Source organism: Microbacterium marmarense, assembly GCF_037204165.1.
Taxonomy (GTDB): domain Bacteria; phylum Actinomycetota; class Actinomycetes; order Actinomycetales; family Microbacteriaceae; genus Microbacterium; species Microbacterium marmarense.
Map to the genome: position 1 here is coordinate 288,407 of NZ_JBBDGL010000001.1, position 16,128 is coordinate 304,534.

16 protein-coding genes are annotated in these 16,128 nt (G+C 59.5%); 7 read left to right on the plus strand and 9 right to left on the minus strand.

What is annotated here, in order from left to right; all coding sequences use genetic code 11:
• Nucleotides 1-91 precede the first annotated feature (91 nt).
• Both trxB and trxA read left to right on the plus strand, forming a co-directional pair.
• Nucleotides 92-1,075 carry a thioredoxin-disulfide reductase gene (gene trxB, locus WDU96_RS01305; RefSeq protein WP_337336678.1) on the plus strand — a complete coding sequence of 328 codons (984 nt, stop codon included), beginning with the start codon at nt 92-94 and terminating at the stop codon, nt 1,073-1,075.
• A gap of 18 nt (nt 1,076-1,093) precedes the next feature.
• Nucleotides 1,094-1,474 carry a thioredoxin gene (gene trxA / locus WDU96_RS01310; RefSeq protein ID WP_337337633.1) on the plus strand — a complete coding sequence of 127 codons (381 nt, stop codon included), beginning with the start codon at nt 1,094-1,096 and terminating at the stop codon, nt 1,472-1,474.
• 78 nt (nt 1,475-1,552) lie between these two features.
• Here trxA and WDU96_RS01315 read toward each other — a convergent pair whose 3' ends face one another.
• From WDU96_RS01315 to rpmH, 9 genes are all read right to left on the minus strand, one after another.
• A complete protein-coding gene (locus WDU96_RS01315; RefSeq protein ID WP_337336679.1) occupies nt 1,553-1,900 on the minus strand; it encodes a tryptophan synthase subunit alpha in 348 nt (115 codons plus the stop codon).
• 29 nt (nt 1,901-1,929) lie between these two features.
• Nucleotides 1,930-2,916: a ParB/RepB/Spo0J family partition protein gene (locus WDU96_RS01320; protein WP_337336680.1), complete on the minus strand. Its 987-nt coding sequence runs from the start codon at nt 2,914-2,916 to the stop codon at nt 1,930-1,932.
• Nucleotides 2,916-3,848 (minus strand): ParA family protein, encoded by a 933-nt coding sequence (locus WDU96_RS01325; protein WP_420063922.1) that lies wholly within the window; start codon nt 3,846-3,848, stop codon nt 2,916-2,918. Before WDU96_RS01325 ends, WDU96_RS01320 begins: the two co-directional genes overlap by 1 nt.
• Before the next feature lie 1,885 nt (nt 3,849-5,733).
• A complete protein-coding gene (rsmG, locus tag WDU96_RS01330; RefSeq protein ID WP_337336682.1) occupies nt 5,734-6,369 on the minus strand; it encodes a 16S rRNA (guanine(527)-N(7))-methyltransferase RsmG in 636 nt (211 codons plus the stop codon).
• 30 nt (nt 6,370-6,399) lie between these two features.
• Nucleotides 6,400-6,909, minus strand: coding sequence for a Jag family protein (locus tag WDU96_RS01335; RefSeq protein WP_337336683.1), 510 nt, complete (start codon nt 6,907-6,909; stop codon nt 6,400-6,402).
• Nucleotides 6,910-6,928: 19 nt separating this feature from the next.
• On the minus strand, nt 6,929-8,080 hold the full coding sequence (gene yidC / locus WDU96_RS01340; protein WP_337336684.1) for a membrane protein insertase YidC: 1,152 nt from the start codon (nt 8,078-8,080) through the stop codon (nt 6,929-6,931).
• Between the two features lie 8 nt (nt 8,081-8,088).
• Nucleotides 8,089-8,445, minus strand: coding sequence for a membrane protein insertion efficiency factor YidD (gene yidD / locus WDU96_RS01345; RefSeq protein WP_337336685.1), 357 nt, complete (start codon nt 8,443-8,445; stop codon nt 8,089-8,091).
• The gene (gene rnpA, locus WDU96_RS01350; RefSeq protein ID WP_337336686.1) at nt 8,442-8,777 is read right to left on the minus strand and encodes a ribonuclease P protein component; all 336 of its coding nucleotides are present in this window, start codon (nt 8,775-8,777) and stop codon (nt 8,442-8,444) included. Before rnpA ends, yidD begins: the two co-directional genes overlap by 4 nt.
• Nucleotides 8,778-8,785: 8 nt before the next feature.
• On the minus strand, nt 8,786-8,923 hold the full coding sequence (rpmH, locus tag WDU96_RS01355) for a 50S ribosomal protein L34 (protein WP_013584598.1): 138 nt from the start codon (nt 8,921-8,923) through the stop codon (nt 8,786-8,788).
• 427 nt (nt 8,924-9,350) lie between these two features.
• On the opposite strand from rpmH, the gene dnaA reads away from it, so the two are divergent.
• The 5 genes from dnaA (at nt 9,351) to gyrB (ending at nt 16,096) form a co-directional block, all read left to right on the plus strand.
• A complete protein-coding gene (dnaA, locus tag WDU96_RS01360; RefSeq protein WP_420063935.1) occupies nt 9,351-10,664 on the plus strand; it encodes a chromosomal replication initiator protein DnaA in 1,314 nt (437 codons plus the stop codon).
• 428 nt (nt 10,665-11,092) lie between these two features.
• Nucleotides 11,093-12,244, plus strand: a complete 1,152-nt coding sequence (dnaN, locus tag WDU96_RS01365; RefSeq protein ID WP_337336688.1) for a DNA polymerase III subunit beta — start codon at nt 11,093-11,095, stop codon at nt 12,242-12,244.
• A gap of 50 nt (nt 12,245-12,294) precedes the next feature.
• On the plus strand, nt 12,295-13,452 hold the full coding sequence (gene recF, locus WDU96_RS01370) for a DNA replication/repair protein RecF (RefSeq protein ID WP_337336689.1): 1,158 nt from the start codon (nt 12,295-12,297) through the stop codon (nt 13,450-13,452).
• On the plus strand, nt 13,445-13,936 hold the full coding sequence (locus WDU96_RS01375; RefSeq protein ID WP_337336690.1) for a DciA family protein: 492 nt from the start codon (nt 13,445-13,447) through the stop codon (nt 13,934-13,936). The genes recF and WDU96_RS01375 overlap by 8 nt, the downstream gene beginning before the upstream one ends.
• A 123-nt stretch (nt 13,937-14,059) precedes the next feature.
• Nucleotides 14,060-16,096 (plus strand): DNA topoisomerase (ATP-hydrolyzing) subunit B, encoded by a 2,037-nt coding sequence (gene gyrB / locus WDU96_RS01380; protein ID WP_337336691.1) that lies wholly within the window; start codon nt 14,060-14,062, stop codon nt 16,094-16,096.
• Nucleotides 16,097-16,128: the final 32 nt, after the last annotated feature.

The window sequence follows — 16,128 nt, forward strand, 5'->3', positions numbered from 1 at the left end:
CTCAGCGCGTGGGAATGAGCCACGGCTAGCATGTGTTGTGGCAAGTGGCGCGAGTGAAGCGTCGTGCCAAAGACTTCTGAAAGGTTCTCCCGTGCGTAATGTCATCATCATTGGATCCGGTCCTGCCGGGTACACCGCCGCGATCTATGCCGCCCGAGCGAACCTCGAGCCGTTGGTCGTCGCAAGCTCAGTAGAGGCGGGTGGAGATCTGATGACGACCACCGACGTCGAGAACTTCCCTGGGTTCCCTCAGGGCATTCAGGGCCCCGAGCTCATGGGAAAGATGCAGGAGCAGGCCGAACGGTTCGGTGCCGAGGTTCTTTTCGACGATGTCGTCACGCTTGACGTCGACGGCCCGGTCAAGAAGGTCGTACTGGGCAGCGGCAAGGAGTACGAAGCCGACGCAATCGTTTACGCCACCGGCTCAGCGCACCGCAAGCTCGGCGTTGCAGGTGAAGAGCGTCTTTCAGGTCGTGGTGTTTCGTACTGCGCGACCTGCGACGGGTTCTTCTTCCGTGACCGCGAGATCGCCGTCATTGGCGGTGGCGACTCCGCCATCGAAGAGGCCACATTCCTGACCAAGTTCGCATCGAAGGTCTACCTGGTTCACCGTCGTGACGAGTTGCGAGCCTCGAAGATCATGCAGCAACGTGCGTTCGATAACGACAAGATCGAGTTCGTATGGAACAGCATGGTCGCCGACGTCGTCGGTGAAGAAGCTGTAACTGCTCTCGTGCTTGAGTCGACTGTCGACGGTTCGCGACGCGAGCTGCCGGTCGAGGGCGTCTTCGTCGCGATTGGAAACGACCCCCGTACGCACCTCGTGCACGGAAAGCTAGACCTCACCGAGGCTGGGACTGTGTGGGTGGACGGCCGCTCATCGCGAACCTCCGTATCGGGTGTGTTTGCTGCCGGCGACGTCATCGACCCGACCTACCGGCAAGCCGTCACCGCCGCTGGTAGCGGCACGGTGGCTGCTCTCGACGTCGAGCACTTTCTCGCAGGAAAGAACGAAGCAGGTTCGCCAGAGTCGGATGCCTCACAGATCGACAACCTCGCCGGCGTCGAAGCCTAAAACTGACCGCACGGAACAATTCGCAGCGAGCGAACGTTCCCCTCGAGCAAGCGTCTTAAAAAGGAGACAGAAACTATGACCGCACAGGCAACCACCTCAGCTACGTGGGAACAAGACGTCCTTCAGGCAGAAGGGCCCGTACTCGTCGATTTCTGGGCCGTCTGGTGCGGTCCTTGCCGCATGGTCGCTCCCGTCCTCGACGAAATTCAGAGCGAGCACCCTGACAAGATCACGGTACTCAAGCTGAACGTCGATGAGAATCCTGACCTTGCCATGAAGTACCAGATCACGTCGATCCCAGCGATGAAGGTCTTCAACAAGGGCGAGGTCGAGAAGACCATCATCGGAGCAAAGCCGAAGTTCGCTCTCGAGCAGGATCTCGCCGATTACATCGGTTGATCGCTGAGCCTTTTGGGCCCCAGCACTCGTTTGCCAGCAACGGGTGCTGGGGCCTTTCAGTATGAACAGCGGTATTGCCTACGTGATGTCTGCGCGCACGGTAGAGTCCCAGGCTCGATGAGTGTTGGCGTCGCCCAGTAGGCGCCACACAGCCTCCGTCAACGGCGGGTAGTCAATCGCTATCTGGCGCAGTACCCGGTAGTGACGCGCCGCGTTGGGTCGGGCTCCCCCATTCTCGGCGATGTTGTCGGCTCGCAGAATGAACACGACGAGTTCGTCAACGCTGGGGAGGTCTTCCATGAAGTCCCACGGATCTTCGCCACCGCGCAGGCGCTCAGAAACCAGTACGGAGAGCTCGTCGGCTGCTTCAGCACGGAGCAGTTCCAAACTGGCTCGGCGTCTAGGCGTGTTTTGGTCGTTTCCCACTCATCAAGGGTACGCTCCGAGCGCCGCGGTCAGGCCGACCCGTAACCAGTCTCACCCAACTCTTCGAGAATTCGATTCAGATCTTGGATGCTTGCAAAATCGATGCTGACCTGGCCTTTGCGAGCAGTGAGAGAGATCTTGACGCGGGTGTTGAGTCGATCCCCCAGTCGTTCCGCCACTTCGTCGAGATGCGATCGCCGTGAACCTGCTTGGGGTCGGGGCGCACGAGGCGCTGCGCCGTCCGAACCCTTGGCAGCGGCCTCCGCGGCGCGGACAGAGAGATCTTCGTTGACGATCTTGTCGGCCAGGCGCTGCATCGATTCCGGCGTTTCCAGCGACAGGATCGCGCGCGCATGGCCCGGCGTGAGAACCCCCGCGGCAACCCGCTGTTGCACGGGCACCGGTAGCTTGAGCAGGCGGATCGTGTTGCTGATCTGGGGTCGCGAACGACCGATGCGGGTGGCAAGCTCTTCCTGGGTAATACCAAAGTCTTCGAGCAGCTGCTGATACGCAGAGGCTTCCTCAAGGGCGTTGAGTTCCGAACGATGAAGATTCTCGAGGAGGGCGTCACGCAGAAGGTGCTCGTCGGCAGTCTCTCTGATGATGGCCGGAATCGACGTGAGACCAGCTTCACGTGATGCTCGCGTGCGGCGCTCACCCATGATGAGCTCATAAGTGCCGTCTTCTTTGGCGCGCACCACCACAGGCTGCAGCACTCCGAACTCGCGCACACTGTGCACGAGTTCCGCGAGGTCATCGGGCTTGAAATTGGTTCGCGGCTGACGCGGGTTGGGCACGATCTGGTTCGGATCGATGTGCACCAGTCTCGCTCCAGGAACGACGACCAGATCTTCGGTCTGCTCGCTGGCCGGAGCCTCAACTGTGTCGGGCGACTCAGTGGACTTGTCCGCGCTGCTGGTGCGCGGGAAGAATACGTCAGAAGGCCGATCGTCGGTTGCTTCACTGGTGGGGATCAGGGCACCGATTCCGCGGCCGAGTCCTGTGCGCTTTGCCATCAGGCGCGTCCTTCCTTCGTGGACGCACTGTCGCGTCGAATGATTTCCACTGCTGCTTCACGGTATGCGATCGCACCAGCAGACTGCCCATCATAGGCAATTACCGTCTGGCCGAAACTCGGGGCCTCTGAGACACGCACAGATCGGGGAATGACCGTATCGAGTACCTGCTTTGCGAAGTGTTCGCGCACTTCTTCCGCAACCTGCTGCGCTAGACGCGTGCGGCCGTCGTACATCGTCAGCAAAATCGTTGAAAGCACCAACTGCGGGTTGAGGTGCTTCTGGATCATACGCACAGTGCTCAGCAACTGACTCAACCCTTCCAGCGCGTAGTACTCGCACTGAATAGGAATCAGCAACTCACTGGCAGCCGTGAAGGCGTTGATGGTGAGCAGGCCCAGCGACGGCGGGCAGTCAATGAGAACAAAGTCCATCGTGTTCTCGGCTGACGAAAGGTAGTCATCGAGCGCGGTGCGCAAACGGTGCTCTCGAGCCACCTGTGACACGAGCTCAATCTCGGCGCCAGCGAGGTGAATCGTGCTCGGCGCACAGAACAGGTTCTCTGCTTCTGGGCTGGTTTGAATGATGTCTGCCAGAGGAAACTCGTCGATGAGCACGTCGTAGATACTCGGAGTATCGGCCGTGTGCGGCACGCCGAGAGCCGTGGATGCGTTTCCTTGAGGATCCAGATCGATGACCAAAACCCTTGCGCCCAATGATGCGAGTGCCGCGGCAGTATTCACCGCAGTCGTGGTCTTGCCCACGCCCCCTTTTTGGTTCGAGACGGTGAGCACACGAGTTCTACCCGAAAGCACCACGTTCGCCGACGCCAAAGCCCGGCGGCGTGCACTGAGATCGGCAATTTCACGGGCGAGTGGGGTGTCGTCTAACGAAAAAGTCTCCGTAGTCTCCGACTCGTCGGGTTGTTTCACGTGAAACACTTCTCTCTTTTGCGAGCCTGCAACAACGCTCTCCACTCTAGTCGCCCCTGTCCCCACTCCCCGCGTGTTGCCGCGATACTCGAATGCCGTCACGCTCGCGGCGCCTTGGCACCTCGCATAGCGCTGCGCACTCAGCGTCGGGAGTGAATTCGAGGAGCTTCGCGACGTTAGATACTCAGGTGCCGTACTGCCGTCGATGTCTGCCGCACGGAGAGCCGGTCACGTCTTCAACGGCGGGCTACACCCGCGAAGCCCCCATCTTGGTTTCACGTGAAACAATCCGACCTTGCAAGCCAACACTCATGAACGACTTCGAGGTCAGACTCCTCATGCATGCATGCGTTGCGGTCACGGAGTCGAGGCGCGCGCGAACCCCCGATAGCCGCGCGCGAACTTCGCCTAGCCGCGCGCGAACTTCGCCTAGCCGGCCCACCGCTGCCCCGCACTATTCAGTGCTCCTGATATCGCACGAGCGCCGCGGAAGTTGGGCTGCTTCTGCCTGGGGATCAAGCGCCACGTCGGCAGTGCAACTCGAAGTAAGTACGTATCGCGAGACACCAACTTCCCACTCGACGCGTGCTGCCGTTTCACGTGAAACGCTCGCGGCGATCCAGCTGCTCACCCGGTTGCGGCAATCACTCGTGACCACCCACTCGTGACCACCCACTCGTCATCACCCGTTCGTGAGCGCCCCTTCGTGACGATCCCTCCGGTACTTACCCCTCCGGTACTACCCCTTCGGTCCCCGTCCCCACCCCTTCCCGACCCACCCTTCGTGACGATCCCTCCGGTACTACCCCCTCGGTACTACCCCTTCGGTACGACCCCTTCGGTTCCCACCGTCTCGGTCCCACTCCTTCGTGACCGTGCCTTCACGACCACTCCTTCGTGACCGTGCCTTCACGACCACTCCTTCGTGACCGTGCCTTCACGACCACTCCTTCGTGACCGTGCCTTCACGACCATCCACTCGGGATCGCTCCATTCGGGGCCCTTCATGAGCGCACTCGTGATCGCCCACTGTGACCGCGCACTCGTGTCGCCTCATTCCGGATCGTGGCATCGGGCGACTGTGCTTTGTGCGTTCTGTCTCCTCAGTGCCCATGTGGTGACTGGCGTGAATATTGGCTCTGGCGGTCATCCCGCAACCTCATTATTGTGCAGGAGCGCTGCCGTCCAACTGCTCGCAACTCCCACGGTTGATGCATTGCGCGAGCAAGGACTGATCCGCTACTGCGCAGGGGATCGGGCCTGATGTTTCACGTGAAACGCCCGCTACGGTGAGCGTCATCGTCGAGACCGTGAGTGTCATCGTCTCGGTCACCACACCGCGTCAGAACACACGAAGCTCGCGGCGGGTCACTAATCCCAGTTATCGAATGGGTCGTGGCTGGGTCAAAATGCGCGTCACTTGATACGTTCATCGATGCGGACTTCGAAGGCCGTCGCATCACGAGCTGGAGCGCAATGTTTCACGTGAAACGCGCGGTACTGTCGGTATCATCCACGCGACTACCCAGCATTTCCGGCCACAGTGCGGGCGAGACGCAGGACAGCTCGTCCAAGCTGATAACCCAGGTATTGGACGCATGCCTGGATTCCACCGCCGAGACGACCTAGGCTGTCGGGATCAAAGCGGAAGACGCACAACGGTGCATCCGACATGTTTCACGTGAAACGCGCCGCGCAGCGGGATTGTGATCAGCGCCGAACACTTATGTGCGCGACGCTTGCCCGCCCGCAGCTCTGCACTAATCGCACGACAGATGGGCTCTGCAGCCGGCGATAGCGGTCGTTGCAGAGGGTTGTGACCACCCTCGCTGCCTAGAGCCTTCGCTCTCGATCTGCACGCACAGCGCGGTCCGGCCCCAAGCAGCTATCGAGCGGCGCGAACAGTCGCTCGAATTACACGCGAGGGATCGTCAAGTACGCCGTCGCCGACTACCTCTACGCGAGCATCAGTCAGCCGAAACTTACGTAGAACCTTGTCGGCGGCTGCGATCTCATTCGGCGCATTCGCGCCCTTCAAGAGGATCAGTTCACCACCGTCGCGCACGAGTGGGGCGGTGAGTGGCAACAGAGTGCGCAATGCGCTGACGGCACGAGCGGTGACGGCATCAAGGGTCGCGCCGTGTTGCCAGTCTTCGGCCCGCGCGCGAACGACTTCAACATTATCTAGCCCGAGTGCCTGTGCCTGCTCAGACAGCCAAGCGACACGACGCTCCATGGGTTCAATCAATACCCATTCGATGTCTGGACGTGCAATGGCAAGCACAACGCCGGGAAGGCCCGCTCCCGAACCCACGTCTCCTACGCGGCCGGGGGAGAACAACGGAGCGATGATTGCACTGTTGAGCACGTGACGACTCCACAGGCGTGGCGGCTCCAACGGGCCGATAAGCCCGCGTTCTTCGCCGTGCGCTGCGAGTGCCGCAGTGAACTGGCGGGCAAGTTCCAGCCGGTCGCCAAAAACTTGGCGCGCGACGGGTGGTTCGTCCTCGACGACCATCATGAAAGTTTCACGTGAAACATCGCCTGACGGTCACCCGCGCCGGATGACGGTGTGCCGCTCAGCACCCTCGCCGTACGACTCCGAAACGAAACCGCGTTCTGCCACGATGTCGTGAACGAGTTTGCGCTCGTAGCTCGACATCCCCGGCAGCGAAGCTTGAGATGCGCCCTCATCGAGACGCGCAATAGCCCGGTCGACGAGAGTCGCGAGCTGACGTTCGCGGGTTTGCCGAGAGCCACCCACATCCAGGATCAAACGCGAGAACCGACCTGTGCGGGTCTGCACGGCGATGCGCGTGAGCTCTTGCAGCGCTTGTACGGTGTCGGGCTGTGCGATCAATTCCACAGAGCCGTCCTCGGGAGCTTCCACCGAAACGTACGCGCGCCCTGACCGCACGTCGAGGTCAAGATCACCGTCGATATCAGCGATGTCGAGGAGACCTTCGAGAAAGTCCGCTGCGATGTCGCCCTCTTGTTCAAGCTGCTCGACGGTTGCCGGAACGCGTTCGGCGGTTGCAGACTCCGTAGTTTCAGTAGTCATGATGCCTCTCGAAAGTTGGTTAGGACGCCGTGTTTTTGCCGTCGTCGCCGGCAGGCTTGTCACTCGGTGGGTTTGATTTGCCCTCAGCCTGTGACTTGTTCAATTGATTCTTGCCTGCCTGTTGCTTCTTGGCGCGTTGCTTACTTACAGGCTGCTGCCTCTTGGGTGCAGCCAAACGTGCTGCTTCAGCTTCTTCGAACAGCCGCTGTTGTTCAGCCTCGTACTTCTCCATGGGAATGACTTTTCCTGAAGCGTCGAGCGCCTTGCCCTTTCGAGCCAGTCGTTCCTCGCGGGCTTTTGCTGCGTCAGAACCCGGCGTCGGCATCTCGCGAATAACGAGGAACTGCTGCCCCATGGTCCAAAGGTTTGAGACAAACCAGTAGATGACAACGCCAAGCGGGAAGAATACGCCAGAAAATACGAACGCGAACGGCAGCACGTACAGCATGATCTTCTGCATCTGATACGCCTGACCAGTCTTGGCCTCGGGCGAAAGGTTCTTCGAGATGATCTGAAGCTGCGTGAAGAACTGCGATGCAATCATCAGCACAACCAGCGTCACAAGGATCGCGATCGCCGGCACGTTACCGGTGTTCACCGCGTCAATGAGGGTCTCGTGTAGCGAGGCAACACCGAAGAGCTTGGCGTTGTAGAACTCTTGCGTGAGTTCTGCGCTGAGCAGCCCGACTCCACCAATGCCCGCAGCAGCATGCTTGGTCACGTCGTTGAGCACGCTGAACAGTGCAAAGAAGATGGGCATCTGCACGAGCAATGGCAAACAGCTCGCCACCGGAGTGGTGCCGTGCTTTTTGTAGAGCGCCATGGTCTCGCGACTCATAGCCTCGCGCGAGAGCTGATCCTTCTTGCCTTTATACTTTTCCTGAACTTTCCGCAGTTCAGGGGCGATTTCCATCATCTTGCGCTGACTCTTGATCTGCTTCACGAAGAGCGGAACGAGAGCGGTGCGCACGACCAACACGAGGCCGACGATCGACAGCACCCAGGTAATGCCATCAGCGGCAGGTAGCCCGATAAGCGTGAAGAACCAATGCCAGAAAACAAGCACTGCCTCGACGGCCCATTTCAGCGGCCAAAGGATAGTTCCGAGAAGGTCAAACCCACCGCCTGACGAATCAGTGGATGTGGAAGTAGCGGCCAACAAGAGATCCATGCGGTGGATCAGTCCTTTCCGGTGGGGGATGGCACGACGAATCCGTGAGGAGTCAGCGCGTGCCGGAAGTTCTTGTGGGCCGGAACGTCGTCGACGCCCCCCTGAGCCCAGGGGTGACAACGCGCCAGTCGCGCTGCAGTGAGAGTAAAGCCTCTGAAGATGCCATGTTGCTGATAAGCCCCGACGGCATATGCCGAGCAAGATGGGTAGTACTTGCACACGTCGCCATAGGTGTGAGACACCGTGGCGCGATATCCATGGAGCAGCGCTAGCGCGGCGTTGCGCGGAATAAGTGGAACAGAGCGCGCAAGGTCTGCTGGTGCAAGCACCGCATCTCCGAGGGCATATGCCGGCAGAACACTCATGCCGCTCGCCTACTCAAACAACGAGAAACTTCGTCGCGAAGGTCAGCAAACGTCGCGGTCGCTGCTGAGGGAAGGGCACGGATCACAATGTCGTTTCCAGGCTGCAATGAAGGAAGCGCTTCAGCGCACACGGCTTTGAGTCGACGTCTCACAGAATTGCGTACAACAGCACCGCCCACTTGGCGGCTTACGATGAAGCCGAACCGAGTGGGCGTCGCGAGAACTGCTGGTGTGACATAAGTCACCGTGTGCGCACCGGCACAACGACGACCCCTGCGGACAACGGCCTTGTATTCCGTCCCGCGGGTGAGTCGGTTAGGCCGCGCCAGCACCGTGTGGGTCAGGCCGAAAGTTCGGTACGGCCCTTGGCGCGACGCGCTGCGAGGATGCCGCGACCTGCGCGAGTGCGCATACGAGCACGGAAACCGTGCTTCTTGGCACGACGACGATTGTTGGGCTGGAAGGTGCGCTTGCTCATGGAGATCCTCCGGATCAGATGTCACCGGGATGCTCTGCCGGGACGTTCGTGTATGGGGACGGCCCACAAAGGGCGTAAGTCAACCGATTAAGGCTACGTCTTGTCGGACGATAACTCAAACTGAGAACACTGAAACCGCATTACGCCCAATCCCTTCAAGATACTGGAAAGACACGCGGGACGCACCTACAGTGGAGTTTGCTCCCGGACCTCCAGCGAACTAGCGTTGCTCCGGCAGTTTTCCACAGGCAATCCGTGATTTTTCCGCGGATTGGAGTGGACTCATCAACAACCCGGGGGGGCCATGTCATCGCACGATATTCCAGATGTTCCGGTCTGGTCAGCAGTGCTCGATGTGCTCGCCAGCGACGATCGCATTACGCCGCAACTTCAGGGATTTCTCAGCCTTGCTGTTCCGCAGGGGGTCATGGGGGGAACTCTGTACCTCGATGTGCCCAACGATCTGACATCCGCGCAGTTCACCAAACGCATGCGCGCCCCAATCATGGAGGCGCTGGCGGCAGTCGGACAGAAAGATCAGCCGCCCACCGCGACGTTTCGGGTAGTCGTGAACCCCGAGATCGCTGATCCGCGTTTCACGGCGCCAGTGCAAATTCAGGACGAGCCAGCACCACAGCAGTTGAACACCGGTGCCCCGCGATCACCCATGGAACAGCCCATGGAAACTCAGCACACCGGTTCCCGCAACGACACGCGCCTGAACCCGAAGTACACGTTCGACAACTTCGTGATCGGGCAATCCAACCGCTTCGCGCATGCCGCAGCTGTCGCCGTTGCCGAAGCGCCGGCGAAAGCGTACAACCCGCTATTCATCTATGGCGACTCCGGGCTCGGCAAAACGCACTTGCTGCACGCAATCGGCGACTACGCCATGAGTCTGTACAGCGGAATCCGAGTTCGCTATGTGTCGAGCGAAGAGTTCACCAACGACTTCATCAACTCCATTGCCAACAACCGCGGATCAGCATTCCAAGCGCGCTACCGCGACGTTGACATACTGCTCATCGACGATATCCAGTTCCTGCAGGGCAGAGCCGAAACACAAGAAGCCTTCTTTCACACGTTCAACACCTTGCACGATCACGACAAGCAAGTGGTCATCACAAGCGACGTGCCGCCCAAGCACCTCACCGGCTTCGAAGACCGCATGCGCAGCCGGTTCGAGTGGGGTCTCATCACCGACGTCCAGGCGCCTGACCTTGAGACGCGCATCGCGATTCTCCGCAAGAAAGCTCAGAGCGAGCGACTTCATATTCCTGACGAGGTACTCGAATACATCGCCACCGTGGTGTCATCAAACATCCGTGAACTCGAAGGAGCGCTCATTCGTGTATCGGCCTTCGCGAGCCTGAACCGATCGTCGCTCGATATCGCACTTGCCCAGACTGTGCTGCGCGACATTATCGATCAGGACGATGCGAATGTCATCTCTCCGACAGACATCATCACGGCGACCGCACAGTACTTCAAGCTCACCGTCGATGATCTCTATGGTTCAAGTCGTTCGCAGTCAGTCGCCACGGCTCGCCAGATCGCAATGTATCTGTGTCGGGAGCGCACCAGCCTGTCGCTGCCCAAAATCGGTCAGCTCTTCGGCAATCGCGACCACACAACAGTGATGTACGCCTATAAGAAGATCAGCGAATTGATGAAAGAGCGCCGCTCGATCTACAACCAGGTCTCCGAAATCACGACTCAACTCGGCCGCAACGGGCGCTGAGCGTCGCGCGCAGCATCCATTCGCGTGCTGACTTGACACCCGCTCCAGTGCGGCCTTATATTCCGGTTCTTCACAGTGTGGAAAACCTGTGGATAACTTCAAAACTCTGCGGAATCACTGTGCAACAAACAGTGTTGCCTGTGGATGAGTCAAAAAAGCCGCGAAGCCGAAGACGCAACTTTCACGCCACAATCCGCAGCGGTTCCACAACTCACACTCGTGTAGTTCCATTGACCTGGCAGGGATCCACAGAGTTATCCACAGTTTCCACAGCGGTTAACACCATGACAAATAGTTCTAATGAGGAAAAGGATTCGATCACCTAAAGACAAACCTGCTGTCAGATCAACCGATCTCACGTTCGTCACTTGTCACAGCCACGAGTGGCACTAACATGAGAACCCCAACCCGGACTCGAGGGAGCATTCGTGAAGTTCCACGTCAATCGCGATGTGTTCAGCGAAGCAGTGTCGTTCGTCGTCAAGCTCCTGCCACAGCGAAACCCGCAGCCAATCCTGGCTGGCGTGCTCATCGAAGCAACCGACGAGGGGCTTTCACTCTCAGCGTTTGACTACGAAGCATCCGCACGCACCACCATTGATGCGACGGTTGACAGCCCAGGAACGATTCTTGTTCACGGGCGTCTGCTGTCCGAGATCGCGAGCCGGCTTCCCAATGCTCCGATTCAGATCGAAGTGGAAGAAGACGGCGGGATCCTTCTGACCTGCGGCTCCGCGCGCTTCACGCTCTCTTCGATGCCTGTTCAGGAATACCCGGCCATCCCCGAGGTCTCGGGGGATTCGGGTCTTGTTCCCGCCGATGAATTCGCCATGGCGATCGCACAGGTCGCATTCGCAGCGTCTCGGGATGACGTGACACCTGTGCTCACCGGTGTGCAGCTTGAAGTCACCGGCAACCGTCTGAGCTTGGTCGCCACCGACCGCTACCGCGTTGCGCTTCGCGACATTCCGTGGGACGGCGGATCTGTTGACGATGAAGAGGCGACGACAGCACTCGTGCCCGCTCGCACGCTTACCGAGGTGGGCAAGACCTTCTCGCACAGTGGCAACATCTCGATTGCTTTCTCTGGCTCTGGAGACCGCGAGATCATCGCTTTCACATCGGGCAACAAGACGGTCACCTCGCTGCTGATCAAGGGCAACTTTCCGCCGGTGCGACGGTTGTTTCCCGAGCAGACCGAACACCACGCTGTGGTCAACACGGCTGACCTTGTCGAAGCTGTTCGCCGTGTCTCACTCGTGCTCGACCGCTCCGCACCGCTGAGATTCACCTTCACCTCCGACACAGTGTCGATGGATGCATCAGGTACAGAACAGGCTCGCGCCACGGAGTCCGTTGATTCCAATCTGGTCGGCGAAGATGTCACGCTGGGTCTCAACCCGCAGTATCTGCTCGAATCCCTCAGCGCAGTCAAGAGCGAGTTCGTTCGCATCACCTTCACCTCGAGTGACAACGCGAACAAGCTGAGCCCGGTGCTCATCACACCGCAGACGTCTGTAGACAAGTCGGGTGAAGAGTCCTTCCGCTATCTGCTCCAGCCCAACCTGCTGTTGCGCTGATCTGCACTCGATCGATCGCCGTTGTCGAAGGCGCCGGGTAGTCTGACCCGGTGATTGTCGAGCAGCTGAATCTCGTCGACTTCCGCAACTACGCGGCAGCCGATGTCGCTTTGGCGCCCGGGCCCAACGTTTTCGTGGGACGAAACGGTCAGGGAAAGACCAATCTCGCAGAGGCAATCGGATACTTTGCGACCCTCGGCTCACACCGGGTCTCCACTGACGCACCGATGGTGAGGGATGGCTCTGAGGCCGCGATTGTTCGCGCGAGACTCGCACATGGTGAGCGAAGTGTGCTTCTCGAAGTGCAAATCAACCGTCAGGGGTCGAACAAAGCCCGCGTCAACGGTGCCGCTGTGAAGCCGAACGAGCTGCCACGATATGCCCAGGTTGTGCTGTTCGCGCCCGAAGACCTTCAAATCGTTCGTGGAGATCCATCCTCCCGACGCAGGTTCGCCGATCAGCTGCTCGTGCAGCGCTCACCGAGGCTTGCGGGCGTTCTCGCCGACTACGATCGCGTTCTGAAACAGCGCAACGCCCTGCTCAAGTCCGCGAGGTCTCGAGGAGTGCGGGGTGAGGGGCTGGCGACGCTCGACGTATGGGACGAAAAACTTGTCACCCTTGGCACAGAGGTGATCGAAGCTAGAGTCGCACTCGGTGTTGAGCTTTCAGGACCACTCGCGACTGCCTACTCATCTATCGCCGGTGCCGACCATCAACCCCAGATCGAGTGGGCACTCTCTGTTGCGGGTGCTGATCCAGAAGACGACGGCGGACTTTCGACGGTGGATGCTGCGCCGGGCCGCACTGCGGAGCTGTTTCGCAACGCTCTTGCTGACAAACGCGCTTCAGAATTGGACCGCGGTGTGACCCTGGTGGGACCTCACCGAGATGATCTGCTGTTGCGAGTGCGAGGACTCCCGGTCAAAGGCTACGCCTCACATGGGGAGTCATGGTCCGTTGCTCTGGCGCTGCGACTTGCTTCGGCCGAGCTGTTGCGCGCGGAATCTCAACTTGGCGACCCAGTGCTCATACTCGACGATGTTTTTGCCGAACTTGACGCCGATCGTCGCACGAGACTCGCAGCGCTGGCCGGTGCGTATGAACAGGTTGTCGTCACCGCAGCGGTTGAAGAAGACGTGCCGACCGCGTTGAGGGCGAGAGTCGTACGCGTGCACGCGGGACAGATAGCAGACGCCCACCATGACTGATACCTCCGACGAGATTCCTGAAACCGTAGCCACATATCTGCGGCTGCGCGGGCTTGCTCCTTCGGCGCGGTCATTCAAGCGACGCAAACGGCGGGCCGTCGACGAAGAGAACATTCCGTTTTCTGCCGGCAGAGATCCCAAAGGGATCTCGGACGTCCTCGGAGATCTCACGAGGCAGGCCGGCTGGGAGCCACAGCTCGCACGTGAAGATGTCGTTCGTGCCTGGGCAGAGGTCGCGGGAGCAGAGACTGCTGAACGCACCAGGCCGGTCGCGTTCTCGGAATCCACCCTGACCATTCAGGCTGATTCGACGGCTTGGGCGAAACAACTCCAGCTGATGCGAGCGCACATCCTCTCGGAGATCGTTCGCCGCTTTCCTGAAGCGGGGGTCGAGACCATCCGTTTCATCGGACCCGACGTTCCCTCTTGGAAATGGGGCCACAGAACGATTCCAGGGCGTGGCCCGCGCGATACCTACGGATAAACCACCATCTGGGTTGTCTTAGGTAATTTGATCGCGTCACAGGGGCGCAGAACCGCAAAGATCGGGCTCTGGTTGGTAGACTGTCAGCATCCTCGCCTATCGATGTGGAGCGCTCGAACCCTTATGACGTCTGAAACCCCCGAAAGCGTTCCCACGGAACCCGAAACGCCAGTAGAAGCGACAGTTCCGAACGAGTACGGGGCCGATGAAATCCAGGTGCTAGAGGGGCTCGAAGCGGTCCGCAAGCGCCCAGGCATGTACATCGGCTCGACCGGCGCGCGTGGGCTGCACCACCTTGTGCAAGAGATCGTCGACAACTCCGTCGACGAGGCGCTCGCTGGGTACTGCGACACGATCGATGTCACGATTCTCGAAGACGGCGCCGTGCGTGTCATCGACAATGGGCGAGGCATCCCTGTCGATATGCACAAGACCGAGGGAAAATCGACCGTTGAGGTCGTTTTGACGGTGCTGCACGCCGGTGGAAAATTCGGCGGCGGCGGCTATGCCGTATCGGGAGGTCTGCACGGTGTTGGCTCCTCGGTGGTCAACGCGCTTTCGACGCGTCTCGAAGTTGCCGTGAAGCGTCAGGGCTTCGTATGGCGACAGTCATATCGGGATGGTGGATTTCCGCAGGCGCCTCTGGCTCGAGCCGAAGAGAGTTCCGAGACCGGAACCACCATCACGTTCTGGCCCGATGCGACGATTTTCGACACCGTCGACTTCGACTACGACACATTGCGCACGCGCTTTCAGCAGATGGCGTTCCTGAACAAGGGACTGCGCATCAACTTGCGCGATGAGCGCGTCGAGCTCTTTGTCGAAACCGGCGAACCCGGCGAAGAACAGCTGGGTCCGCGCGAAGACAGTTTTCTCTATGAGCGAGGACTCGTTGACTACGTCGAGCACCTCAACAAGGTGCGCCACGCTGAAGTGGTCAACGACGAGATCATTGACTTCGAAACCGAAGACACTGAGCGCAAGATTGCACTCGAAGTCGCCATGCAGTGGACGACGAGCTACACCGAGAACGTCTTCACATACGCGAACACAATCAACACCCACGAAGGTGGTACGCACGAAGAAGGCTTCCGAGCCGCGCTGACCACCCTCGTCAACAAGTACGCGCGCGCGCAGAACCTTCTCAAAGAGAAGGACGACAACCTTTCGGGCGATGATGTTCGTGAAGGTCTCACGGCCGTCATCTCGGTGAAGCTCTCTGAACCGCAGTTCGAGGGGCAGACCAAGACGAAGCTCGGCAACACCGAAGCGAAGGCGTTCGTGCAGAAGGTGGTGGGTGATCAGCTCGGTGACTGGTTCCAGCGCAATCCAGTTCAAGCCAAGAATGTCGTTCGAAAAGCGATCGACGCCGCTACCGCGAGACTCGCCGCGCGCAAGGCCCGTGAAACAGCACGGCGAAAGAGCGTATTCGAGTCGGCTGCAATGCCCGACAAGCTGAAGGACTGCACGAGCAAAGACCCAGCGATCAGTGAGATCTTTCTGGTTGAGGGTGACTCGGCCGGCGGTTCCGCCGTTCAGGGACGCGACCCGCACACTCAAGCGATTCTGGCGTTGCGAGGAAAGATCCTCAACGTTGAGCGCGCACGCCTTGATAAGGCGCTCGCGAACAAAGAAGTCCAGGCGATGATTCAGGCCTTCGGCACCGGCATCGGCGAAGATTTCGATATCGACAAGGCTCGCTACCACAAGATCGTGTTGATGGCGGATGCTGATGTCGACGGTCAGCACATCACGACCCTGCTGCTGACTTTGCTGTTCCGGTACATGCGCGGATTGATCGAGGCAGGATTCGTCTACCTCGCGATGCCGCCGCTGTATCGACTCAAATGGACGAACGCGCCACACGAGTACGTGTATTCAGATCGGGAACGCGATGCGCTTCTCAAGGATGGGCTCGCCAATGGCCGCCGAATCCCGAAGGATGCCGGCATTCAGCGCTACAAGGGTCTTGGTGAGATGAATCCCAAAGAACTGTGGGAAACCACGATGGATCACACGACTCGCACCCTTCAACAGGTGACGATCGACGACGCCGCGGCCGCGGATGAGATCTTCACCGTGCTTATGGGCGAAGACGTCGAGTCGCGGCGCGGGTTCATCCAGCGCAACGCAAAAGACGTTCGCTTCCTCGACATCTGATTCTCGATTCTGCCCCGCGGCAATCGAACACC